Consider the following 24,312-nt stretch of genomic DNA (forward strand, 5'->3'; position numbering starts at 1 on the left):
ATGGACATCAACATCGACACCGAACACCTGCGTGAGGCCGCGCGCCAACACGGTGCCGCCGCCGAGCAGCTGTCCGCGGTTCCGCAGAGCCACGACGCCATCCAGCAGAGCCTTGATTCCCTGGGACCGATCTTCGCCGAACTGCGAGAAGCTGGCCGAACGCTGCTGGACCAGCGTCGGGCCAGCTACGAGCAACAGGCCAGCGACCACGCTGACATGGCCCGGCACCTCGAGCACGCGGCAGTGACGTGGGAGGCCGACGAGGATGAACGGGCCCGGCGAATCCAGGCCGTGCACGACGATCCGGCCTGACGCGTGAACGAGCCCAACCCCGAGTTCGACGCCATCCACCCCAGCGGGCACATCCTGTTCCGCAGCTGTCGCGGTGGTTACCTGCACAGCGTGGTCCTCGCCGAGGCCGCGCTGAGCGCCGAAGCGGGCACCCTGGCTGAGGCGATCAAACGCACCGCTGAGGTGTCGTATCACAAGGCCCTGATGGAGGTGCGGGACGAGATCATCGCCGCGGGTCACACGCCATCAGACGATGTGCCCGGGCCACGTGATCTGGGGCGGGCGATCGAGCGTCTCCGGGAGCACCGACTCGAAGCGGAGGACTGACCTCCTCAGCGCACCCATCGCTGCGCGGTGTCGGCTGGCGGAGCGATGTCGGACGGCGGTGCGATGGGGTTGGCGCCGAACAGTTCCCGAGCCTTGGCCAGCATCGCGCGAACCTCGTCCAACTGCTGCTGCAGCACCGAATCGGCCATGTCACGACGCTACTGAAGCCTCCGTGACCGCACAATTCATTCCGACGAATCTGTGAACTGACAGGCTCGCACACCCCGGTACTCTTGCTCAGGTGGCGAGGTTCGGCAGGAGAGCGGCGCGGCAGCGCATGCGCAAGGCGACGCAGCAGGCGTTGTCGATTCCGGCCTTCCGGACCCCGGTGGACTGCACGCCATGGGTGTTGGGCGGGCTGTGGCCTGCGGAACTCAACCAGGTGACGGCCGAAACAGCCACCGTGGCAACCTATCTCAAGAACGATCTGAACCGGATTGCGGACTCTGCCAACGACAGGCTGCGCGAACTCGCCGAAGCCGGACTGCCCGAACCGATTCGCCAGGCCGAGGAGGCCAGAGTCGTCAACGTGGCCCGCGCATTCGCTGTGCTCCGCGTCGAGTCGACCATCAGGCACCTTCGCAGGGAACCGGTGGGCTTCGTGCCGCCCCACTTGGGCCTGGGATCCGGGACGGAGGAACCGACCCTCGTGGTCACGGGCCAGCCGACCGGGGCGCCGAAACCCAGGCCGGTGCCTGAGGAACCGCCCACGGTCGTCACGGTGCCGAAATCCAGGCCGGTGCCTGAGGAACCCACCGTTGTTGAGATGACAGCACCCGTTCCTCGGCCGGTGTTCGAGGAACCCACCGTTGTGGATGCGGCGACAATGCCCCATCCCCGGCCCGCCCCGCCAGTGCTCGAAGACATCACCGACAGTGTCGTGATCGAGTCGACCATTGACGACCCGGACACCACCGGGTCCGTGGGCGTCCCCGAGATGCCGATAACGACACAGACACCGCCGTCGCCGCAGCCGTCACCACCGGCGCCGACGGCGGCGACTGCGCCGCCACCGATCTCGGTGAACGGCCACGAACCCACCTCGGTGGAATCGGCCGACCAGCGCCTGCGGCGACTCCTGCAGTTCGTGGCCCGTCAGGAACCCGGACTGGGGTGGGTGGTGGCGGACCGCGCCGATGGCACCACGGTGCTGGCCACCGACCTCGCCTACGGGTGGGTGCCGTCCGGCATCGACCTGCCGGCGGGCGTCGAGGTGCTGCCGCCCGAACGGCGACGCGGCGGTCTGGCGAACATGGTGGGATCGGCAGAACGGATCGTGACCTACCGGCCTGGTGATGCGTTCCCCAGGAACGCAGAGGAGGACGTCACGGCGCCGTCGAAGGACGCCCGCACTCTCATCGAGGTGGCCGATCTCGGCTGGCGATTGATCGAGGCCACTCAGTGGCGAGACGGTCTGCCCCGGATGACGCACACCATGGCCAAGGCCGGGGCCAGTGGCACCGGCGTGGTCGACGCCGAGGTGGACGTTCTGCGGGTGCATGTGGACACCGCGCGTTACCAGGTGTTCGCCCAATACCCGGACGTCAACGACCGACTCCTGACCACCTGCCTGCTGCTTGCGGCCACCGAAGCGCTCGTCACCGGCGATCGGATCGCCGCGAACTATCACTTCGCCTGGTTCCTCGAACTCACGTCGTCGGGCGGGTCCGGTTGGCAGGTCACGGAGGGGACGTCGCGGACCTCCGGGTGAGGTCGCCGGAATTTTGCTGATACCCGGCACAGCGGTAACCCGCGTCCTGAATTGACGTTGCTGGTTTTGGCTGCACATAATCACGATCGTGTCGGGGCCAGGGGGCGCGGAGGGACCAACCGACGACAAGGCCCTGGTTGAGGCGGTGCTGCGGGAACTCAGCGAAGCTGCCGACATGTGGGAAGCGCTGGTCGCCGAGGCTGAGCGGATCACTTTCACGGTGGACATGGGGGATATACATGCCGTTGCCAATGTGGACGGAAAGCTCGTGGAGCTGACGTTGCACCCGAAGATCACCGAGTACTCGCACGACGAGTTGGCCCAGCGGTTGAACGTCGCGTTCGCGGCCCTGCGCGACGAGGCTGTGGCGGACAACGCCACCCGCTATGGCGGCGGCCTGCGCTGATGGGCGCCCCGCGCAGGACAGTTGCGACCGGGAAATTGGTGTCATTGGCCGGTATTCGGCGCCCTTATGGTGAAAAAGCGGACCGACCGCATGTGAGCACAGCGTCTTTCGCCAGTCCGCCGAAAGGATCTCGACCGTGCCGCTGAACCTGTCCAATCGAGATCAGAACTCGGGGCACCTGTTCTACAACCGCAGACTCAAGGCCGCCATCACACGATTCTCCGTGCGGATGAAGCACGACGACCGCAAACAGAGTGCAGCGGTGGCACTTTCGATCGTCTTCGTCCTGATCGGTGTCGGCTGGATGGCGCTGCTGCACGTGATCAAACCCGCCGGCCTGGTGGGTGACTCGAACATCGTCGGCGACCGCGACACGGGCGCGGTGTACGCCAAGATCGACGGGCGTCTGTACCCGGCGCTGAACCTGACCTCAGCCCGACTCGCCACCGGCAGCAACGCCAAGCCCGTCTGGGTCAAATCCAGCGAGATCCTGAAGTTCCCCACGGGACCACGAATCGGAATCCCCGGTGCCCCCGAGGATCTCGCGGTGACTACCGGAGCCGTCTCGGCGTGGTCGGTGTGCGACACCGCCCCGGCCCGGCGCACGGGGACGCCGCCGATCGTGACGGCCATCGCCGGACAGCTGTCGCGGGTGGGCCGCGCCGCGCCGATGGCGCCCGAGCAGGCGGTTCTCGCGACCCACGGCGACCAGACCTACGTGATCTGGGATGGACGGCGTTCGCGCATCGATCCGGCGGACCGGACGCTGACCTTCAACCTCGGACTCGACCCCGGCGAGACCTTCCCGATCAGGATGTCCAACGCGCTGTTCGATGCCCTGCCCGCAACGGAACCGCTGGTTGTTCCGGCGATCCCGGAACTCGGTTCCCGATCGCGATGGCTGCCGGACGCCGCGGTGGGGACAGTCCTGCAGAGTCAGGACGCCGCGGGCACCGTCAGCGGCTTCTATGTCCTGCTGCCGTCGGGAGTGCAGAAGGTCAGCGCGTTCGTCGCCGACCTGTTGCGCACCGCCGTCTCACAGTCCTCGGTCGCTCCGGTGCTGGTGTCGCCGAACAAACTCGTCGACATCCCCGACGTGGACGTGCTCAACGTGGGCTTCTACCCGAGCAGCAAGTTCCAGTTCGTCGACACCGAAGCCAATCCGACCACATGCGTCGTCTGGGAGAAGATGGCCACCGATCGTCAGGCCGCCGTCTCGGTGTTCAACGGGAGGGGTCTGCCCGTCTCGCCGAGCCAGGACAGCCGCCTGGTCCGACTGGTCCGCAACGACCGCCACCCAGATTCGGTGGAAGCCGACCAGACGTTGATCCTGCCCGGTGCGGCGAACTTCGTCGCGACCACAAGCGGTGTGGTCACCGCCGACACCCGCGAGAGCCTGTACTGGATCTCACCGCAGGGTGTCCGTTACGGAATCAGTTGGGATGATTCGACTTTGAATGCGGTCGGGCTCAATCCGGGGTTGGCGGTGCAGGCGCCGTGGCCCATCGTCCGGACGTTCGCCGCGGGACCACCGATCAGCCGATCGGATGCGCTGTTGGCCAGGGACACACTGCCGGGCGGCGGGACTGCGGCCCTGATTCCGGGCGCGGGAGGGTAGCCGATGTCCAAGAGAGGCTTTGTTCGCGGACCGCGCAAGACGGTCCAGGTCGTGCCTCCGGCGCGCGTCGCCGTTGCGCCGCCGTTGGCGCTGCCCGAGCGCGAACCGCGGAACATCCTGCTGATGATCGCGATTCCGGCGCTGTTGGTGGGCATTCTCGGCACACTCGTGGTGATGTACGCGTCGGGCGCCCGGTCGATGCAGTCCGGGTTCTTCCCGATGATCGGCCTGATCGGCTTCGCGGCGATGATGTTCAGCGGGCGATTCGGCCGGTCCCGCAAGATGTCGTGGGGCGAGCAGGAGAAGCAGCGCAGGGTGTACCTGCGCCAGTTGGACGAGGATCGCGACGAGATCCAGCGCGCGGCGCAGGAGCACCGACGCAGTCAACTGTTCGTGCATGGTGATCCGCAGTGTCTGGACACCGTGATCGGTGGTCCCCGGATGTGGGAGCGGCGCCCCAGTGACGTCGCCTTCCTCGACGTCCGACTCGGCATCGGAATCCAACAGACCAGCGAATCCGCGGTCTCACTGCAGTGGCCCGAGGTCCCCATCGGCGAGGAACTGGAACCCGTGACGGGACGCGCTCTGCGCGACTTCATCCTGGAGCAGAGCCGAATCCGCGGTATCGGCAAGGTCGTCAGCCTGCGCTCGCGGCCCGGATTCAGTTTCGCCGGCGACGATATGACGGAACTGCGCAGCCTGATGCGGTCGGTGTTGTGTTCACTGGCCGTCTATCACAGTCCCAGCGACGTCAAACTCATGGTGGTGACCCGCCATCCGGAGGACTGGGAGTGGTTGGTGTGGTTGCCCCACAACCAGCACGACGAGATGTTCGACGCCTGCGGCATGCGCCGCCTGGTGTTCTCCTCACCCACCGAACTCGAAACTGCACTGGACGCCGAACTGCACCGGAAGGGCCGGGGCCCGTGGGCCCCGCCGTCCGGCAGCAGTCCGCTGTCGATGCCTTCGCCCATCGAAGCCTCGTCCCCCAACGCCCTTGGTCCGCACTGGGTGATCGTCGACGACAACGTCGGCACGCCCGAACAGTGGGAGGGCGTCACGGGACAGAAGGGCATGGCCGGGATCACGGTGCTGCGGTTGGCCACTCGGCCCGGGGTCGGTGTCGGGTTCGCCGATGCCGACGAACGGTTCGAACTGCGCGAGGGCCGACTGAGGCACCGCGACGCCTTCTATGCGGTGGCCGACATGCTCGCCGTGAGCACCGCGGACCGGTACGGACGGGCCCTGGCCCGATGGTCACCGAGCACCGTGGGCGAGATGTCGGCGATGGACAGCCAGGGCGGCCAACTGCTGCGTCTGCTCGGCATCACGGATCCGCGCAGCCTGGACGTGGATCGACTGTGGGCGGAGCGCCGCGGGCGCGGCGACCCCAAGTGGGGGATGGTCCCGGTGGGTGTCCGCGCCGACGGCGAGCTTGAACACATCATCCTGCGCGCCAAGGACTTCGGCGGATACGGGTTCCACTCCGTGGTGATCGGCACCTCGGGTGCAGGCAAGTCGGAGTACTTCCTGTCGCTGTGCAACGGCATCGCGCTGACGCACTCACCCGAGACCTTCGTCGTGATCTTCGTCGACATGAAGTTCGAGTCCGCGGCCCAGGACCTCGAGGGTCTGCCGCACGTGGCCGGATCGCTGTCCAACCTCGGCAAGGATGATCGCCACCTCGCCGAACGCATGCGCAAGGCCATCAACGGTGAGATCGCCCGCCGCTACCGCCTGTTCAAGGACGCCGGTGCGCGTGACGCCAACGAGTACGAGGAGATGCGTCTGGCGGGCCGCGACCTCGAACCCGTTCCGGTGCTGCTGGTCATCATCGACGAGTACCTCGAACTGTTCCACCACCACAGCGACTGGATCGACCTCGTCATCCACATCGGTCAGGAGGGTCGCGGCTGCAACGTCTTCTTCACGCTCGGTGGCCAGCGCCTCGACCTCTCGTCATTGAGCAAGGTCAAGAGCAACATCGCATTCCGGGTGGCACTGCGTGCCGAGACGGCCGAGGACTCTCGCGACGTGATCGGCAGCGACGCGGCCCTGCACCTGCCGTCGCAGGAGAACGGCTACGCGTTGTTGAAGGTGGGTCCGCGCGAACTCGAACAATTCCGCTGCTTCTATGTCTCGGCACCGTTCGTGCTGCCCAAGAAGGTCGCGGTCGACCGTACGGTCGACTTGAGCTTCGGCCAGCCCAAGTCGCTGACATGGGAGTACCAACCGCTCTCGGACGAGGACAGCGCCGCGCTCGCGGTCGCCGACGAACCCGACGAACCGGACGAGTTCCTCTACCACGCTGATGGTTTCAAGAAAAAGAAGCTGCTCGAGGTGATCCGGGACTCGCTGACCGCGCATCCGGCCCGACCGCCACACCAGATCTGGCTGCCGCCGCTGGAGGTCTCGGAGGGAGCCGACGCGCTGGTGCAGCGCCACCGCGGCAAGCCGTGGCACATCGACTACGGCCAGAATCCCGGCCTGGTCATCCCCGTCGGCGTCGTCGACATCCCCGAAGACCATGTGCAGACGGTGCATGTCCTGGACGTGGAGATGGACAACGTCATGGTGGTCGGCACCGCACAGCGCGGGAAATCGACGACGCTCATGACGCTGATGACGTCGGCCGCCTTGATGTACCGACCCGAGCGCGTGACGTTCTTCTGCATCGGAGCCACGCTGTACGCGATCGAGGACCTGCCGCATGTCGCCGGCGTCGTGAGTGTCACTGACACCGAGGGTGTCTCGCGCACCATCGCGACGCTGGAGGGTCTGATCCGCGCCCGCGAGGCCGCCTTCAAGCGGTACCAGATCGACATCTCCGAGTTCAGGGAGCGCCGATTCGGCCCCGCCGGCGGCGCAGGCACCGATCCCGGCGACAAGTTCGGTGACGTGTTCCTGGTGGTCGACAACTTCGGTGACCTCTACGAAAAGGACATGACCGCCGGCGACCGGGTGATCACCCTGGCGCGCCAGGGCCTGTCCTACGGCATCCACGTCATGTCCAGCTCAAACGGATGGTTGGTCGGTCAGCGACAGGCCCTGGTCATGGTGTCCAACTCGCGAATTGAGTTGCGGCTGAGCAACCCTGATGAGACTGCGATGGGCACCGGCATCGAACACCGCAAGGCCGCCCGGCGAGTCCTCGACCGACCGGGCTTCGGGATCACCCGAACCAGCCACGAACTGCTGGTCGGTCTGCCGGAGATCACGGGGCCGCAGGGCGAGCGGATCACGACCCGTCAGGTGGGCCGGGTGATCGCCGGTGTCACGGGTGCTGGTCGGGTCGACACGCTGGTCCGCCTGCCGGACCGGATCGCGCTGCGCGACCTCGTCGCCGTGCACCGCGCTGGTCCGACTGGGGCCGACCCCTGGGACATCCCGTTCGCGATGGGCGAGACCGCGCTGCAGCCCGTGTGCCTGAGTGCCCGATCGACACCGAACCTGTTGGTGATGGGGCGCCAGGGCTGCGGGAAGACCTCGGCGCTGGCCGCGTTCGGACAGTCCGTCATGGCAGCGCTGCCCCCGGAACAGGCCCAGATCGTCATCATCGACCCGAAGACGAGCCTCATCGGAAAGGTGCAGGGCCCCCATGTGCGCGCCTACGCCTACACGGCCGAGGACATCGACGGCGTGCTCGAATCGGTGGCACAGGAGCTCACCCTGCGGCTGCCGCCGTCTGGTCTGAGTCAGGAGGAGTTGCTGAATCGCTCGACCTGGGACGGGCCGCACATCTTCGTGCTGATCGACGACGAGCAGGAACTGCGGCCCAACGGGGCGGTGCTGGGCAAGCCCGCCGCGATCGCGCCGCTGGTGCCGTTGATCGAACGCAGTCGCGAAATCGGCCTGCACGTGATCGCGTCGCGGTTGCCGGGAAACTGGGCCGGAGTGTCGGCAATGAATCCGCTGCTGCAGCGCCTGACCAGTTCACGCGCGCCGACGCTGTACATGGACAACGATCCGTCGGCGGTGAAGGTGTTCGGCCGCGTCAGCGCACAGCAGTTGCCGCCGGGTCGCGCGCTGATGGTTACCACGGAGGGTCACATCGAGGGTGTGCTTGTTGGGCAACCTGAGACGGATGAGTCCACAGAGTCGAAATTTGTGTCTGCACCCACGCTGGACACACCTTAGTATCGAACAATGCCGCAGCTGACTGGGGCGCGGGGGAGGAGATGGCAATGAGCGCGGGGAATCCGATCGTCGACGTGACACCGCCCATGGTGGGCCTGTCGGCAGCCACAGAGGCGGGCATCGCCGCCTCGCAGGGCGGCAGCGCGGCCGCTGCCGCAGCGGCGCTGCTCGGTGTGCTTCCGATGGGTGCCGATCCCACGTCGGAAGTCTTCGCCGACGCGTTGCGGGCCGCCGGCGCCGCCTATGTCGGCGCCATCACCGAACACGCCGTACAGCGAGGCATGTTTGCGGGAGCGCAGGGCCTCGCAGGCGCGGTGTTCGAGACGACGGAGTCGATTCGGGCCACCACCGCGGCGATCAGCACCGCGCTCTGAGCGCATCACAGCGGACTGACACCCATGCTCGATCCGGGTTGGGCAATTCGAACGCCCGACGCCAATGATTTGCTGCTAAAAGGCGGCACTGGTCCGGCCACCATGCTCACGGCCCTGGCGGCCTACACCGCCGAGATGGCCGGCACCGAGGTCGCCGCAGGCGTCTCGGCGGCCAACATGGGGGCGCTGAACGCGGAGTTCCAGGGTGCCACCAACATTTCGTCGACCACTACGGTGACGGGACTGAACACCGCCGCGCACCTGCTGTTCGGGTGGCTGGCCGAGAAGCCCCCGATCATCACGACGGCCGTAAACGCTTACACCACAGCGTATTCGGCGATGATTCCGGCGGCGCTGTGTGTGGCCAACCGCGAGGAGTGGGTGGTGTTCAACAACCTCAACCTCGCGTTACCCGGGATGTTCACGCCCCAGCTGATCGCCCTGGATCTCGAGTACTTCGGGCATTTCTGGCCCAACAACACCAGCACGGGTGCCACCTACTCGGCGACCCTGGTGTCGCTGATCCCGGCGCTCGCGCTGCCGCCGCCGATCACGCCACCGGGGGCCTCTCCGGCGGCGCCCGCCACCGCGGCTGCCGCGGTCGCGGAGTCCGCAGCCACGGGTGCAGCGGGGGACGCGATGCGCGCCTCAAGCCAGGCGGCGTCGCAGGCCGCGTCGGGAAGTCAGGGGGGCCTCGGGTCGTTCACCGACATCGCGGGCAAGGCCCTGCAACCGCTGCAGCAGGGATTCGAGGCCGTGCCCAAGGCATTTGAGTCGGTCTTGAGCTTGCCGGAGAAGGCGATGCAGCCCGTGATGGGGATGATGCAGAACTTCACCGGGATGTTCGGGGGCGCCCTCAACGGCCCGCAGTCTGGCGCGTTCTCCGCCGAGGCGCTCCGCGCGGGCGGTGTCGGCGCACCGGGTGTGGCGGGTCTGGGTCCGACCGCGGGAGGTGGTGGCGGCATCGGCGGAGTCGGTGCGGCACAGGGCCTTACGAGTTACACCCGACCGGTGAGCAGCTTCGGTCAGGACAGCGGTGGCCGGCCAGCGGGCCTGCGAGGACCGGGACTGCTCAGCAGCGCCGAGCTTCGTGGCCCCACCGCGGTTGGCCACGGCGGCGGCGCAATGCCGATGGCGCCTGCCGGAATGCTGGCTCGCGGGCAGGGCGGGGAAGGCGATCAGCAGGCGGTGACCCGAGCCCGCATCGTGGTGGAGGGGGACCGCCCCGACAGGGAATAGCTGTGGATAACAACTAGGTGTGGCGACAACGGCAGTTGTCGCCTATATTGCCTGTGCAGATGTACTTGTAGGGGGTTCTGCGGACGTCGAGTGGGATACTCACACCTTTGCTAATTGGTGAAGTGACAGCCGCTCAGATGCCCATAGACTCGAATTCACGTCCCCGCGACGGGGGGGAATCGATCAGCAAGGGAGACACGAATATGGCAGAGGCACAAGGCATCATCGACGTCCCACCGGAGCAGCTGCGCGACACCATGACGTCGGTGTTGTCGGCGATGATGCAGAGCAGTCACCTGTCGAAGGACTGCACCAACCTGATCGAGGAACTCGTCGGCTCGGGCGCTTTCAAGGGACCGGCGGCGGTGATGGCGATGCAGACGATGGCCGAGATCAACACCGATATGCAGAAGATCCTCCAGCACGGCACCGCGCTGGCCGAGCACCTCGGCACCACCGCGGACCGAATGGACAACAGCGAGGTCGACTCCGTGGCGCAGCTGCAGTCGGTCCTGGGCTCGATCGGCCGCTGAGCCACCCCGCCACCCCGGACATACAAGGAGCCGACCACCAATGACACAGATCACCTACAACAAGGCCGCCATCGCCGACAGCGCCGACCGCGTCGCGAACAACGCCGCGGGCATGGGCGACGACTACGCCGACGTCCACAACCGGACCAATGCCCTGCTGGGCGAGTTCGGCGGTGCCAACGCCACGACCTACGCCTACAACCAGGCGGAGTTCATGAAGAGTTTCGAGCACCTCATCGACACCGTGACGAAGTTCGCGCACACCGTCCACACGGTGCTCGGGAACGCCACCGACACGGACAACTCGCTCGCAACCTTGATGTGAACTGACATCACACCAGCGGACGGGGTGCACGCCTGGCGTGCACCCCGCCCCATGTCGGGGGAGAGAACATGCTGACGACGACGATCGACGGCCTCTGGGTGCTGCAGGTGCTGTCGGGCATCGAAGTGCTGGCACCTGAACTGGCACTGCGACCGCACATTCCCAGTGTGGAGCCCAAGCAGGCCGCGCTCGACCATCCCATGGCGACTGAACTGCGCGACCAGGGTGTCATCGACGCCGACGGGGTGGTCGACGGTCCAGTTCTCGAGTGGCTCACCGTGATAGCCAAACGTGATGTCGCGCTGGTCATCAACATCATCACACCCGCCGACGAGGGACCACCACGCCGCGTGCTGCTGGCACGTTTCGCGCAATGGTGGGTGGCTCTCGAGCGGTCCGATGAGCTGGTCCGGATCAGCGGAGCCGGCACCGCCACCGTGCAGGGCGCGGCAAGTGCCCTGATCGGTGACCAGATCGAAAGGTTGTGCGGCAGTCAGGATCCCGCCCCGCTGCGGCCTGTGACCGTCGACGCTGACAAGATCGTCGCCGCGACGCATGACCGCGGCGCCATGCGCCGCTGGTTGACGGCCCACGGCCTGGACGCTGATCAGGTGCGCCTGTTGATGTTGGCCTCCGATCCGGAGCGCTCAGCGCAGGCCTCGATGGTGGCGGTGCAGTCCGGGGTCGAAGATGGATCGGCGACGCGCACACTGGTCGGACAGACCTCCGTCACGATTGTCGACACCCCGGAGGGCCGCCTGGTGTACGAGATCTTCCATCGCGACAACCGGAGATGGATGATGGTCAGCCCGGGATCGCCAAAATCGATCGTCGACGCCGTGAATCAACTGCTGCAAGGGCTTCCGTCCAGCAGCGAGTGGTATTCGTACCGAAAGGTTGTGTAAGTGGGTACATCTGCGCCGGCGTTAGCATCGATGTCATGACCATTCCGTGGAACGAGCCGACGAGTTCGCCGGAACAGGCTCAGACGCGGCATCGCGAGTCGTCGGGTGGCCAACACCGACATGCGGATTCCGTGTCGGGAACGCTGCGGATCTCGGATATGGTTGCGCCACGCAAGATCCCACCAGGCTCGGGATGGCGTCTGTTTCTCTACCGCCTGACATTCAAGACGCTGAACCTGGGGGAGTCACCAGGCGAACGTCATTACCGTGAACTGCGCGAGCGGATACGCAGGCACATCCGAAAGCAGTACGTGATCGGTGTGGTGTCCGGCAAGGGTGGCGTGGGAAAGACCACCATGACGGCCTCCCTCGGTGCGGTGTTCCGTGAGTGCCGACCCGAGAACGTGGTCGCGATCGACGCGGCACCGGGATTCGGTACCCTGGCGGGCCGGATCGACGAGACGCCACCGGGCGACTACTCCGCGGTGCTCAACGACACCGATGTGCAGGGCTATGCCGACATCCGAGAGCATTTGGGGCAGAACGCAGTCGGGCTCGACGTGCTGGCGGGCAACCGTGCCTCGGACCAACCGCGTCCGCTGGTGCCGTCGATGTTCACCGGCGTCCTGTCCCGGCTCCGTCGCACCCACAACGTGATCCTGGTCGACACCGCCGACGATCTCGAGCATCCGGTCATGAAGGCGGTCTTCGACGCGTGCGACACCCTGGTGTTCGTCTCGGGGCTGACCGCAGACACGTCGTTGCCCGTCACCAGGGGTATCGACCTGCTGCGCTCACTCGGCTACCACGAACTGGTGTCGCGCAGCATGGTCATCCTCAACGACAGCCGCAACAGGTATGACGAGGACGCCCGCAAGTATCTGGTGGAGCGGTTCTCGCAGTCCGGGGCGACGGTGGAATTCATGCCCTACGATCCGCATTTCGCCAAGGGCGGCATCATCGACGTCCAGAACGAGTTGGACAAGAAGACTCGTCTGCGACTGTTCGAGATCGCAGCGGTCTTGGCCGACAAGTACACCCCGGACGCTGATCGGCCGCACTGATGGCAATGGCGAAGGTTTCTTTTCCCGCCCGGTGCGCCGTCGCGGTGGTGTGCGGTGAGCACCTGGTGTCGCAGGTGTATCCGGCGTCGGTGCCGATCGAGGTTTTCCTCGACGACGTCGTCGAACTCCTGAACGACGAACTGAAGCGCCGCGGGCTTCCCGGCCTTGAGCCCGGACTGGGCTACGAACTGCAGCGCGCCAACGGGACACGACTCGAGGTCACGAAGTCGCTCGACGATCTGGGTGTCGAGGACGGCACCACCCTGGTCCTCGCCCCTGCCGGCGAGGGCGAATCGTTTGAGCCGCAGTATGAATCGTTGTCCACTGGTTTGGCCCGGGTGGGGAAGCGGCTGTTCGAACCGGTGACGGCGGCCACCGCGGCGCACACCGCGATCGCGATTCTCGCGATGGTCGGCGCGGTCATCGCCGCCACGGCGGTGCGCACCCGCCTCGTGCACGACTCACTGATTCCCGCCGTCGTCACCGGCGTATTCGGTGCGCTCGCCGCTGCTGGCGCGATTGCCGTCGCACGGGGGTGGCCACAGCGCGCGGACCTGCTCTCGGGTTTCGCCTGGCCCGCGATCCCACTGGTCGCGATCAGCGCGGGCGCGGCAGCACCCGGGGCGCTGGGAGCGGCGCACCTGTTCATCGGGGCGCTGACGACCGTAGTCCTGATCTGCGCCCTGGTGTCGGTCACCGGTCGCCATGTCACCGTCGCGGCCACGGTGATCACGTTGTGCGCACTGGGCGGAGCCGTCGCGTTGGCCAGGATGTGGCGTCCCGTCCCCGCGCAGTGGCTGGGGATGTGCGCGTTGGTGGCGCTGCTTCTGCTGCTGACCTTGGCGCCGACAATTGCCCTCTGGACGGCGCGGATCCGACCACCGCACTTCGGTTCCATCACCGGACGAGACCTGTTCCGGCGCAGCGACGGCCTTCCCGTCGACGCCGTGGCGCCGGTCGAGGACGCCGACGAGGACGAGCGGGCTGAGACCAATGCCGACACCACGCCCCGCGGCGCGGATATCGCGGCGGCGGCGCGCCGTGCGAACGGGGTGCTCACCGGACTGTGCGTCGGCGCTGCAGCCACGTTGCCGGTCGCGGTCTGGGCCACGTTGATGCCGGGCCAGGCCAAGGGCAACGCCGCGGCAGTCCTGTCGGGGCTGTACGTGCTCATCTTCATCAGCCGAGGCCGCAGCTTCACCGACAAGCGCCAAGCCGTGGCGCTGGTGTGCGGCGCGGCCGCGGCGGTGTGCGTCGGGGTGGCGAAGTACGTGCTGGCCCAGCCCGCGGACTCCGGCGCCGCGGTGCTGTGGGGTGCGGTGGTGCTGGCGGCGTTCGCCGGCGCAGGCCTTGTGGTCGCACTGCTGGTGCCCGTCACACGGTTCACGCCGCTGGTGCGGATGCTGGCCGAGTGGCTCGAGATCATCGCGATCGTGGCGGCGCTGCCGTTGGCGGCGTGGATCGGGGGGTTGTTCACATGGGTGCGGATGAGATGACGGCAACCCGCCGCGGAAGGCGGTGGGGCTCGGCGGTGGGCGCTCTGATGCTGGTCGCCCTGAGTGCCAATGTCCCTGCTGCGCAGGCAATCACGCCGCCCACGGTGGACCCTGCGATGGTGCCCGCCGACGGCAAGCCCGGACCGGACCAGCCGATGCGGCAGAGCAACATGTGCGCCCAGGCGATCACGATCGAGGACCCGAATGTCGCGGTCACTGCGCCCGGCTTCACGATGCTCAACATCAGCAGGGCATGGGAGTTCTCGACCGGCAACGGCGTGCCCGTGGCCGTCATCGACACCGGGGTGAACCCGAACCCGCGGCTTCCGGTGGTCGCCGGCGGGGACTACATCATGGGTGGCGACGGCCTGATGGACTGCGACGCCCACGGCACGATCGTCGCGTCGCTGATCGGCGCCGCACCCCAGGGCACACCGATGCCGCCGCGGATGCCGGCGCGTCCCGCATTCCCGCCGCCCGCCGGCCCCGCGCCCGTGACCCAGGGCCCGCCGCCACCGGCAGGCCAACCGGCACCGCCCGCCCCACCACCGCCGCCGGCACCCGTGACGGTCACCGAGGTCAGGCCCGCCCCACCCCCGGAACCGCCGCCACCCGACGCGCCACCGCCGGCCCAACCGGCCAACGCCCCAGGCGATCCCGTGCCGGGTGCACCGGAGATTCCGGCCGTCCCCGGGCCTCCGCCGGGTGAGCCCGACGGCGTCGCGGGTGTGGCGCCGCACGCGGTGATCATCGCGATCCGGCAGTCCTCCCGGGCCTACGAGTTCGTCGACCCGCAGCCCGGGGACCACGAGGCCCGCCGCAAGGCCGGCACCATCTCCTCGCTCGCCGAGGCGATCGTGCACGCGGCGAACATGGGCGCCAAGGTCATCAACATCAGCGTGACCTCGTGCGTGTCGGCGGCGGACCCACTGGACCAGCGGGCCCTCGGGGCCGCAGTCTGGTACGCCGCGACGGTCAAGGACGCCGTGATCGTCGCCGCCGCAGGCAACGAGGGTGAGGACAACTGCGCACAAAACCCGCTGTTCGACCCCCTCAACGCCGACGACCCGCGGGACTGGCGACAGGTGAAGACTGTGTCGTCGCCGTCGTGGTTCTCCGACTACGTCCTGTCGGTGGGCGCCGTCGACAACACCGGGGCGCCGCTGGCCAAGAGTCTGGCCGGACCCTGGGTCGCCGCGGCGGCACCCGGCGTCGGCATCATGGGCCTGTCGCCGCAGAACGGGACCGCGGTCAACGCCTATCCACCCACCAAGCCCGGTGAACCCAACACCCCGTTCTGGGGATCGAGTTTCTCGGCCGCCTACGTCAGCGGCGTTGCGGCCCTGGTCCGGGCCAAGTATCCGGACCTGACGGCGCATCAGGTGGTCAACCGCATCCTGCAGACGGCGCACAATCCGCCCCGAGGGGTGGACAACCAGGTCGGCTACGGCGTGGTGGATCCCGTTGCGGCGCTGACGTTCAACGTGCCACCCGGTGCGCCCCGGGCACCCGGATCGGAGTTCCGCGTCGTGGTGCCGCCACCCCCGCCGCCTGCACCCGACCATCGCGCGCGCAACGCCGCGTTGGGCTTCGCGGGCGCGGTCGCCGGAATCGTGTTGATCGCCGCGTTGGTCGGCCGGGCACGGCGGGCGCGATGACCGCGGGAACGCGGCTGGCGGTGATCTTCGGCGTGCTGTTTGCCGGATTGGTCGGTTGGATAGTCGCGGGATACCCGGGCGCCGCCGGGGGACTGGCGCTCGGCGTGGTGTTCGGCGTGGTCCGATGGTGGCGCCTGCCCCTGTGGTCGTGGCTGGGACTGGTGCGCCGGCGCAACCACCCGATCGAGTTGCCCGAACCCGTCACGGTGGCCAACGACCGGTCCGGTGGCGGCGTGCGCTACCTCGGCGATGTCGCCGTCGTCGCCGTGCAGGTGCTCGGAAGGGCCCACACGCCAACGCTTTTCATGGGATCGACCGCCACCTCGACGGACAACGTGCTGGACCTCGACGATCTGCACGGCCTGCTGCGCCAGAGTCTGGGGCTGACCGTGGAGTCGATGAGCGTCGTGAGCTTCGGCGCGCGACGGCGCGCGACGGGGGACTATCCGCGGGTGTACGACACCCTGATCGGAACGCCGCCGTACGCCGGGCAACGCGAAACGTGGGTGATCGCACGGGTGCCGAGCTACCCGAATGCCGATGCGCTGCAGTGGAGGCTGTCCGCGGGCACGGCCGCATTGGCCGTCGCACAACGCATCAGCGCGCACCTGCGCTGCCGCGGGGTGCGCGCCAGGGTCGCGACCGCCACCGACATGGTCGAGATGGAACGGCGCGTGGGCCGAGCGGCTCTGCAACCCGGCAGGCAGGCCTGGAGGTCGGTGCGTGGTGACAACGGTTGGCTGAGCACGTACTGGTACCGGCCGCGGGACATCAATTCCGAGACCCTGGGCCAGGCCTGGTCACTGCGTGCGGATGGGGTGATTCAGAACCTGACCCTGTTCGCCGACGGCACCGCGACCGCCACGGTCACGGTCCGCACAACACAACCGCTTGCCACCCCGCCGAGCGTCATCATGCGCACGCTGCCTGGGCAGCAGGCCGCCGCGCTGGCGGCCAGTATGTGCGGTCTGACCCCGACGTTGCGCGGTGTGCGGCGGGCCCCCGCTCCAGCCGGGCTGATCATGCCGGTCGGCGCCTCCGGTGTGCTGATCGGAAAGGTTGGCGCCGGGGATCGAATGATGTTGCCGTTCAGCGATCCCGGCGAGTTCAGCCGGGTGCATATCGCCGCGGACGACGTTGTCGCCAAACGTCTCGTGGTCCGGACCGCTGGGGCCGGAGACCGAATCACGGTGCACACCAGGGATCCGCAGCGGTGGGCCACGGTGCGCATGCCGGACATCGCGGTGACGGACGGCGCACGTCCTGCGGGCGGCACCACGGTGTGTGTGACCGATGGCCCGCTCGCGCCCGTGCCGCGGCCCAACACCGTGATCACGGTCGGCGAGCCCGGCGGGCAGGTGCGTGGTTCGGTCGACGTGCTGATCACCCAGATCGGACCGGCGTTGGTGGAGGTGCGCGCGGCGGGACAGGTCAACACCGTTGAGGTGGAGTTGTTCCGCGCCGAGAACCGCTACGTGTCGGCAGAGCCCCTGCACCTGAGCAGCGACCGCGAACTCGTCGAAGAAAGGCGTTGACGCTCCCGCCATGACCACCAGCAATATGACGGCAGTCGCCCGCAGACAGTTCGACCAGGCTATGGCGCTGCTGCAGGCGGACCCCGACGCGGCGCTCGCACGGTTCCGTGAGGCCACCGAAACCGACCCGGCGATGGCCGATGCGTGGTTGGGGCGGATCGCCGCCGGCGACGAGGCGCTGTCGACCCTGCAGGAACTGCACGCCTACGGCGCTCGACTCCATCGAGAGACCAACCGCATCGGGGCGTCGTTGGGCGCGCACATCAAGGCAGGCCCGTACCTGGCGATCAACGTGACAGAGGCGTCGCACGTCGGCCTTGCGCTCGCCTCGGCGCTGGTCGACGACCGCCAGTTCGAGAAGGCCGAATCCCTGTTGAATGACCCGGCGCTACTGGACAGCTGGGAGAACCACCAGTGGCAGCAGTACCTGCGGGCGTACTTGATGTTCGTCACGCAGCGGTGGCCCGACGTCATCGCGGTCGCGGCGACCGTGCTTCCCCCGCAGGCCATCATCATGTCGGCGGTGACCGCCGCGACGAACACGTTGGCCGCTCATGCCGCCGCGCATCTGGGGCAGGCGCGGGTCGCTCTGGACTGGGTGGATCGGGTTGATCTCCGCGCGCGTCATGAGGCGGCGGGTGAGGCGCGGCGGCGCGATCTGGTCGACGGCATGGTCGCCGCGATCGACCCAGCCGAGTTCCCGCTGATCGCCGCTGACGCCGCCTACATCCGGGGCATGGCGCATCGTCAGTTGGGCGAGGAGGACAAGGCCCAGGTGGCGTTGTCCAAGGCGACCATCAACGGTGCGCTGATCGCAGTCGCGCAGGAGGCGCTCGCCGATCCGAGTCTGCGGTTGGTGGTTACCGACGAGGAGACGATCAACAGCCGGACCAATCGGTGGGACGTCACCACCGAACAGTCGTCGGAGGACCGGGCGCAGGAGGAGAACGACGAGCGGCGTGCCGAACTCCTCGCGGAGGGGCGCGCGCTGCTGGACAACCAGGTCGGGCTGGCCGAGGTCAAGCGCGCCGTCGCCGAACTCGAAGACCAGATCGAGGTGCGCGCACTGCGTTTGGCGCACGGCCTTCCGGTGAACAACCAGACCAACCACATGTTGTTGGTCGGCCCGCCCGGCACCGGCAAGACCACCACGGCCGAGGCGCTCGGCAAGATCTATGCCGGGTTCGGGATCGTCCGGCATCCGGAGATCATTGAGGTCAAGCGCGCGGACTTCTGCGGCGAGCACATCGGCTCGTCGGGCCCGAAGACCAACGAGCTGATCAACCGTTCGTTGGGGCGGATCCTGTTCATGGACGAGTTTTACAGCCTCGTGGAGCGTCACCACGACGGCCGTCCGGACATGATCGGGATGGAGGCCGTCAACCAGCTGCTGGTGGCACTCGAGGTGCACCGGTTCGACTTCTGTTTCATCGGCGCGGGCTACGAGAAGGAGGTCGACGAGTTCCTCACCGTCAACCCGGGTTTGGCCGGCCGATTCAACCGCAAACTGCGTTTCGAGTCCTACAGCGCCGACGAGTTGGTGCAGATCGCGACTCGGTACGGCCAGCCTCGAGCGACGGTGATCGACCCCGCCGCGGCCGATGCGTTCGCCACGGCCTGCCGGGCCCTGCGCGCGTATCGCGCCCCGGACGGAACCCACGGCGTGGACGTCATGCAGAACGGGCGTTTCGCCCGCAATGTCGTGGAACGCGCTGAGCGCCTGCGTGATTCGCGTGTCGCGGCACAGCATCGAACGGACCGGGGCTCGGTGACCGTGACAGATCTCGAGACCATCCGGCCCCAGGACGTGCTGACGGCGATCCGCGATGCATGCGCCGAGAAACACGTCCCGATCGACATCTGACATGGTCGGCGCGTTACCGTCATCAATTGTGACGCCACGACACGGCACTGCAGCGGTGCTGTCCCTCGCGGTGCTGCTCACGGGCTGCGCCTCGGTGGTGTCCGGCGGCCCGGTCAAGGACCCGACGGCGCCGCCGCTGGTTGCGATCGCCAACCTGAAGACGCTGCTGGTGCCATTGCCGGAGGTGAAGTCCACGTTGGACGCACCGAATCTGAAGGTGCTGCAGACCGGCGACACGGTTTCGGAAGCCACCCTCACGGACGGTGGAGTGCCGTCGCTGCCGGAGTGTCTGGGCGTGATGTACCCGGCCCGAGCAAGCGCTTACGCAGGATCGGGATACTCCGGACTGCAGGGGCAACGCCTGGGTGAGGACCCCCCGACCAGTGAGCATGTGGCGATCCAGGTCGTCGTGGCGTTTCCCACCGTGGGTCAGGCCGAAGACGCGTTCGACACGATGCACGAGGCGTGGGATGGGTGCGCGGACAGGTCACTGACGACGACGTTCGACGCTGGGGTGGAAACCTTCGTCATCGGCGAACCCGTCGCCACGGACACCACGTTGACGTCGGTCAGCACCCAGGTCGGCGGCGGCGGATGGGCGTGCTCACGCGCGCTCGGCCAGAAGGCCAACGTGATTGTCGACGTGAACGCCTGCCAGTTGGGCGCGACCGATCAGGGTGAGCGCATCATGGACGAGATCCTGCGGAGAATTCCGAGCTGATCGTCGGGTGCTTGTCGGGAGTGCCTGAACTGGTGGTGCGACAGGGGCCCGTGAGCTGCTTGAGTGCGACAGCGACAGCCCTGCGTCCACCATGCGGGAACCATTGCCATCGAACGCCACTACGCCCCAACCGGTTTGAGCATGGTTTCCGGGAAGCGCCACAGGGATGCGGGTGGCGCGACACCATTGCGTACCCACCCTTCTGAGGCGGACCGGTTACAGGTACTCGTCCTTGGGTTGGACGGTGTCGATCGCGTCCTGCATCTGGTTCTGCGATGGGGGTTGGTACGCGGTGTACCACCACCAGTCGCAGCGTTCCCCGGAGGTTCCGGGGTAGGGCCGCGCCTGCGGTGGGGGGCCGTGCGGTCGCCGCGCCAGGGTGCCGTGACTGAGTTCGTCACCGTCGCAGTCGAGCACCCGCAACCGGCTGGCCGGGCCCAGGACAGTGATCTCACCCTTGTGGTGCATCCGGTGGTGATACGGGCACAGCAGCACCAGGTTCTCCAGCTCGGTTTCGCCGCCGTCCTCCCAATGCCGGATGTGATGGGCATGCAGACCCCGCGTGGCCCCGCATCCGGGGACCGCGCACGTGGGGTGGCGATGCTCCAGGGCGCGGCGCAACCGCCGGCTGATCGAGCGGGTGGTGCGCCCAGACCCGATGACCTGACCGTCACGTTCGAACCACACCTCACACGTGGCATCACACGTCAGGAACTGCCGATCAGCATCCGACAAGGCTGGTCCCAGGTGCAGATTGGCCAGCTTCTCCTTGGCATCGACGTGCAGCACCACGGTGGTGCGATGCCCCTGCGGGCGCGCGGTGGCCTCGGCATCCCAACCGGCCTCCACCAACCGCATGAAACCGTCTGACAACGTCGGAAACGGTGGACGACGCAACTCATCACGATTGTGCCCGGTATCGGATTCATCAGCGTCGTGATCACGCTTCCACTCACCGATCAAGGCCTCATGGTGCGACTGCAGTCCGGCCTCGAACTTCGCCGACTCGATCGCAGGCAGGGTGATGCGCCACGTGACGGTGTCCTCACCCACACTCTTCGACACCGAAGCTTGGGGTTCGGGCTTGGGAGCCTTGTCCGGGCGCGGCTCCAGCTTGATCGCCTTCTTGAGCTGGCTGACCGAGGCGTGGGTGGCGAACGCCCTGTAGTGCTCGTCGGAACCCTCACCCGCGCGGCGGGCGATCACCCCGACCTGATCCAGCGACAACTGCCCCTCACGCAGCGCACCCACACATTGGGGGAACTCCTCGATCCGCTCGGCGATCGCCGCGATGGACTTCGCATGCTCCGACGAGGCGCCCAGCCGCCAGGCCAACAACCCCGCCAACGACCGACACCCGGTGTGGCCCCACAACCCGTCCATCCGCGCCGCGATCTCCACGATCCGTCCATCGATCGCGTTGCGCTGCCCCGCCAACTCGGCCAACTCGTCGAACAACACCCCGAGACGGTCACCGCACGGCGGCTCAACCGCCTCGTCGGGAAACGCCGTGATCGACATGACCCCAGTCAACCAGCAGGCACCGACAAAAAACGCCCGCGCGCGAGCACACCCGCACGCCTCTCGTTGACACCGCACTGCGGGCGGGAAACTCGCGAAATCACCGCCCCCAGAGCGGTTTCAACGCAACTAGGCGGTGCCGCCGGCAGCGGGCCGTGGTGGCGCAGTGTTGAAGTGGCCGGCGACGGTCGCGGCGATCTGCAGGAACCGCTGCCGGGTGACGGGAGCCATCTCGCGGGAGACGTCGATGACGCCACCGGGCCGCAGGTGCGGATCGAACGGCACCTCCACCACTACCTGACCGCGGCTGGTGAACTGTTGCGCCAGAGCGGCTTTGGTCCGCTTGTCGGCGTGGCCGTCGGAGTCATTGAGCACCACGATGGTGCGGCGAAGCAGGTCAGCCATGCCATGGTTGGCCAGCCACTCCATGGTCTGGGCGGCCGCGCCGGCGCCGTCGGCCCACGGTGACGAGACGACGATCAACGCGTCGAGATCGCGCAGCGCCTCCTGGGTCACGGGGGCGTCCATGGTGGACCCGCAGTCCACGATCGAGATGGTGAAGTGCCGGTCGAGGCGCAGGGCGGCCTCACGGTAGATCGCAGGATCGAGGACGCGCTTGCGGGTGCTGGCGGGTTCGCCCGCCAGCACGTACAGGCCAGAGGAGTTGTTCCCGACCCGGGTGCGCAGGTCCGCGAAGCTCTCCAGGTTCACATCGCCGGCCAGTTCCCAGTAAGAACCGCGGGCGTTCGGATCGATGCGGCTGCCGAGCCTGCCGAAGGCCGTGTCGGCGTCGATGGCGACCACGCGGTCAGACGGGCGCAGTTCGGCGAAGATCGACCCCACGCTGGCGGCCACCGACGTCTTGCCGACGCCGCCCTTCCCCAGGACGCCGACCTTGTAGTAGTTGCGCAACGGCGCCCGGATGATCGCCTCGAGTTCTGCGCTGTGCCGTTCGGAGCGGGACGGCCCGAGGTTCACCAGACCGAACGTCGCCATCCGGACGGCGCGGCGCCATCCGTGCGTCGCCTGCGGCCTGCGCTTCGGGGCGGGGGGTTGTCCGAAGTCGGGCCAGGCGGTCTGGCCGGGGATCGCTGCACCCGAGACGGGGGCACGCGGAATCGCTGCGCCCGGCGGCGGAGGCGCGGGCGGCGGAGGTGCGGGCGGCGGAGGTGCGGCACCCCAACCGCCTGCCGGCGGGGGCGGCGGCGCGTACTGCTGAGGGGCCACCTGACGATCACGGAGAAAGTCTTCGCGCTCGACCACTGCTCGGGGACCTCCTGGGGTGAATTGCGGCGCGGGACGAGGCCGGGTTGCCTGTGCGCCATGGCGACCGGACGTGTCCAGTATCGACTATCGACGCCTGCCACATGGTGCCGTACGGGGACCCGCGCCGCAGCGCGCATCGAAAAGTCGGACCACTGCTACGTCTTCGAGCTCGATATTTCGACGCGATGCTGCGTCCTCTCACTCGCCGACGGCGGAACCCGCACGGTCGGCCGTGTCCCCCACATGCCGTTTAGCCAGCGTCGACGGCGCCGGACCGCCCACTCAAGGCGGCGCGATGGCCCATCGACGCACTGCTACGCAAAATGTTGCATCGCTACGGAAATTAGTGCTACGGTTCTGCCATCGAGAACGTTCCCCTTCGAGAGGAAGCCTCATGACCAGCGCACTCAACCCGGGCCACCACGCACCCGACGGCGTCACCCCCTACGAGGTTGTCGGCGCCTGTGTCTCCGACCCCGACCGGTGGATGACGGCAACCGACGAGGCCACCAAGGCCATCTGCCGGACCTGCCCGCGGCGCTGGCTCTGCGCGCGCGACGCGGTCGAGATCCCCGGCGCCGAGGGCGTCTGGGCCGGCATCGTCGTCCCTGAGAGCGGGCGAGGCCGCACGTTTGCGTTGCGGCAGTTGAGGTCCCTGGCCGAGCGCGGCGGGTATCCCGTCCGCAAGGCCACCAGGCGCCGATTCGTCGAAATCGGGGACAGCGAGGCCCCGGAATCGGCCGAACAGGTGGACGAGTAGTGCACTACGCATGTCTGCGTGGCCCGTCGGCGGGATGCTGATTGGGCTGCAGGGCAGGCCAATTCGGGGGAGGCCTGCGCAGTGTGAATCGAGACCGCGGCCGTCGGGCCGGCCCGTCGGGTGGCCCGATGAGGGGGTGGCCGCGGTCTCGACTCCGCTCTGGGCGAGACCAGGGCCTGTCTAAAATTTGGATTTACCTTTCCGCAAACTTTTGTCCACGCCGATGCCGCGTGTCGCATGCAGTTCGACGTGCCATCTGCCCAGGTGGACGCCAGATCGCCGCGAAACCTCAGCAAATTCCCTAAGGCGGAGCTTCGAAAAGCGCCGCTTCGGGGGCCTGTGCAACTGCACCCGGGGGCCAGTGAATTCTGTTGCGGCGCAGCGAGATCGGGGCGACGAACTGCGGCCCCGTAGATGCCCGGCCATATGTCACGACAATCTTACTTAGGCATGACTAAGTTGGCATGGCGGGCAATGTGTGGATTATCGTTTTACAACTTGTCGTGACCTGACTCAAACGGGTCGCCGTTCAGCGCTGCACGGGCCCGCCCCAGACACATG

General features: G+C 67.5%; 21 protein-coding genes. 18 read left to right on the forward strand and 3 right to left on the reverse strand.

From position 1 onward, the window contains the following. Together G6N34_RS25925 and G6N34_RS25930 are read left to right on the forward strand one after the other, a co-directional pair. Positions 1 to 312 carry a type VII secretion target gene (locus G6N34_RS25925; protein WP_085152318.1) on the forward strand — a complete coding sequence of 104 codons (312 nt, stop codon included), beginning with the start codon at positions 1 to 3 and terminating at the stop codon, positions 310 to 312. 3 nt (positions 313 to 315) lie between these two features. Beyond that, complete coding sequence (locus tag G6N34_RS25930) at positions 316 to 618, forward strand: DUF2694 family protein (RefSeq protein WP_085152319.1); 303 nt, start codon at positions 316 to 318, stop codon at positions 616 to 618. 5 nt (positions 619 to 623) lie between these two features. Here G6N34_RS25930 and G6N34_RS27665 read toward each other — a convergent pair whose 3' ends face one another. Next, positions 624 to 767 carry a hypothetical protein gene (locus G6N34_RS27665; RefSeq protein WP_165763656.1) on the reverse strand — a complete coding sequence of 48 codons (144 nt, stop codon included), beginning with the start codon at positions 765 to 767 and terminating at the stop codon, positions 624 to 626. A 92-nt stretch (positions 768 to 859) separates the two neighbouring features. Here G6N34_RS27665 and G6N34_RS25935 point away from each other — a divergent pair, with 92 nt between their 5' ends. The 15 genes from G6N34_RS25935 to G6N34_RS26005 all read left to right on the forward strand — a co-directional run bounded on the left by G6N34_RS25935 (position 860) and on the right by G6N34_RS26005 (position 20,204). Then, positions 860 to 2,329 (forward strand): DUF5631 domain-containing protein, encoded by a 1,470-nt coding sequence (locus tag G6N34_RS25935; protein WP_085152320.1) that lies wholly within the window; start codon positions 860 to 862, stop codon positions 2,327 to 2,329. An 85-nt stretch (positions 2,330 to 2,414) separates the two neighbouring features. Then, on the forward strand, positions 2,415 to 2,735 hold the full coding sequence (locus G6N34_RS25940; protein WP_109788508.1) for a DUF2710 family protein: 321 nt from the start codon (positions 2,415 to 2,417) through the stop codon (positions 2,733 to 2,735). A gap of 136 nt (positions 2,736 to 2,871) precedes the next feature. Next, positions 2,872 to 4,353, forward strand: a complete 1,482-nt coding sequence (gene eccB, locus G6N34_RS25945) for a type VII secretion protein EccB (protein WP_085152322.1) — start codon at positions 2,872 to 2,874, stop codon at positions 4,351 to 4,353. Positions 4,354 to 4,356: 3 nt separating this feature from the next. Beyond that, complete coding sequence (gene eccCa, locus G6N34_RS25950; RefSeq protein ID WP_085152323.1) at positions 4,357 to 8,490, forward strand: type VII secretion protein EccCa; 4,134 nt, start codon at positions 4,357 to 4,359, stop codon at positions 8,488 to 8,490. Between the two features lie 47 nt (positions 8,491 to 8,537). After that, entirely contained in the window at positions 8,538 to 8,864 is a 327-nt protein-coding gene (locus tag G6N34_RS25955; RefSeq protein ID WP_085152324.1) for a PE domain-containing protein, read from the forward strand. A gap of 24 nt (positions 8,865 to 8,888) precedes the next feature. After that, on the forward strand, positions 8,889 to 10,103 hold the full coding sequence (locus G6N34_RS25960; protein WP_085152325.1) for a PPE domain-containing protein: 1,215 nt from the start codon (positions 8,889 to 8,891) through the stop codon (positions 10,101 to 10,103). Positions 10,104 to 10,306: 203 nt separating this feature from the next. Then, positions 10,307 to 10,636 (forward strand): hypothetical protein, encoded by a 330-nt coding sequence (locus G6N34_RS25965; protein WP_085152326.1) that lies wholly within the window; start codon positions 10,307 to 10,309, stop codon positions 10,634 to 10,636. Between the two features lie 40 nt (positions 10,637 to 10,676). Continuing rightward, the gene (locus G6N34_RS25970; protein WP_085152327.1) at positions 10,677 to 10,961 is read left to right on the forward strand and encodes a WXG100 family type VII secretion target; all 285 of its coding nucleotides are present in this window, start codon (positions 10,677 to 10,679) and stop codon (positions 10,959 to 10,961) included. A 68-nt stretch (positions 10,962 to 11,029) separates the two neighbouring features. After that, positions 11,030 to 11,866 carry an ESX secretion-associated protein EspG gene (locus G6N34_RS25975; RefSeq protein ID WP_085152328.1) on the forward strand — a complete coding sequence of 279 codons (837 nt, stop codon included), beginning with the start codon at positions 11,030 to 11,032 and terminating at the stop codon, positions 11,864 to 11,866. A 35-nt stretch (positions 11,867 to 11,901) separates the two neighbouring features. After that, positions 11,902 to 12,930, forward strand: a complete 1,029-nt coding sequence (locus G6N34_RS25980) for a MinD/ParA family ATP-binding protein (RefSeq protein WP_085152329.1) — start codon at positions 11,902 to 11,904, stop codon at positions 12,928 to 12,930. After that, on the forward strand, positions 12,927 to 14,426 hold the full coding sequence (eccD, locus tag G6N34_RS25985; protein WP_109788509.1) for a type VII secretion integral membrane protein EccD: 1,500 nt from the start codon (positions 12,927 to 12,929) through the stop codon (positions 14,424 to 14,426). Before G6N34_RS25980 ends, eccD begins: the two co-directional genes overlap by 4 nt. Further along, positions 14,408 to 16,084: a type VII secretion-associated serine protease mycosin gene (mycP, locus tag G6N34_RS25990; RefSeq protein WP_276061212.1), complete on the forward strand. Its 1,677-nt coding sequence runs from the start codon at positions 14,408 to 14,410 to the stop codon at positions 16,082 to 16,084. The genes eccD and mycP overlap by 19 nt, the downstream gene beginning before the upstream one ends. Then, the gene (gene eccE, locus G6N34_RS25995) at positions 16,081 to 17,619 is read left to right on the forward strand and encodes a type VII secretion protein EccE (RefSeq protein WP_085150146.1); all 1,539 of its coding nucleotides are present in this window, start codon (positions 16,081 to 16,083) and stop codon (positions 17,617 to 17,619) included. Before mycP ends, eccE begins: the two co-directional genes overlap by 4 nt. A gap of 10 nt (positions 17,620 to 17,629) precedes the next feature. Further along, the gene (gene eccA / locus G6N34_RS26000) at positions 17,630 to 19,483 is read left to right on the forward strand and encodes a type VII secretion AAA-ATPase EccA (protein WP_085150148.1); all 1,854 of its coding nucleotides are present in this window, start codon (positions 17,630 to 17,632) and stop codon (positions 19,481 to 19,483) included. 28 nt (positions 19,484 to 19,511) lie between these two features. Continuing rightward, positions 19,512 to 20,204 (forward strand): sensor domain-containing protein, encoded by a 693-nt coding sequence (locus G6N34_RS26005; RefSeq protein ID WP_163645545.1) that lies wholly within the window; start codon positions 19,512 to 19,514, stop codon positions 20,202 to 20,204. 216 nt (positions 20,205 to 20,420) lie between these two features. On the opposite strand, the gene G6N34_RS26010 is transcribed toward G6N34_RS26005, so the two are convergent. After that, complete coding sequence (locus G6N34_RS26010; RefSeq protein WP_085150153.1) at positions 20,421 to 21,725, reverse strand: HNH endonuclease signature motif containing protein; 1,305 nt, start codon at positions 21,723 to 21,725, stop codon at positions 20,421 to 20,423. 129 nt (positions 21,726 to 21,854) lie between these two features. Then, the gene (locus G6N34_RS26015; RefSeq protein ID WP_407663253.1) at positions 21,855 to 22,988 is read right to left on the reverse strand and encodes a MinD/ParA family ATP-binding protein; all 1,134 of its coding nucleotides are present in this window, start codon (positions 22,986 to 22,988) and stop codon (positions 21,855 to 21,857) included. 397 nt (positions 22,989 to 23,385) lie between these two features. On the opposite strand from G6N34_RS26015, the gene G6N34_RS26020 reads away from it, so the two are divergent. Further along, complete coding sequence (locus G6N34_RS26020; RefSeq protein ID WP_085150158.1) at positions 23,386 to 23,751, forward strand: WhiB family transcriptional regulator; 366 nt, start codon at positions 23,386 to 23,388, stop codon at positions 23,749 to 23,751. Positions 23,752 to 24,312: the final 561 nt, after the last annotated feature.

Origin of the sequence: Mycolicibacterium confluentis (assembly GCF_010729895.1) — a bacterium.
Classification (GTDB): Bacteria; Actinomycetota; Actinomycetes; order Mycobacteriales; family Mycobacteriaceae; genus Mycobacterium; species Mycobacterium confluentis.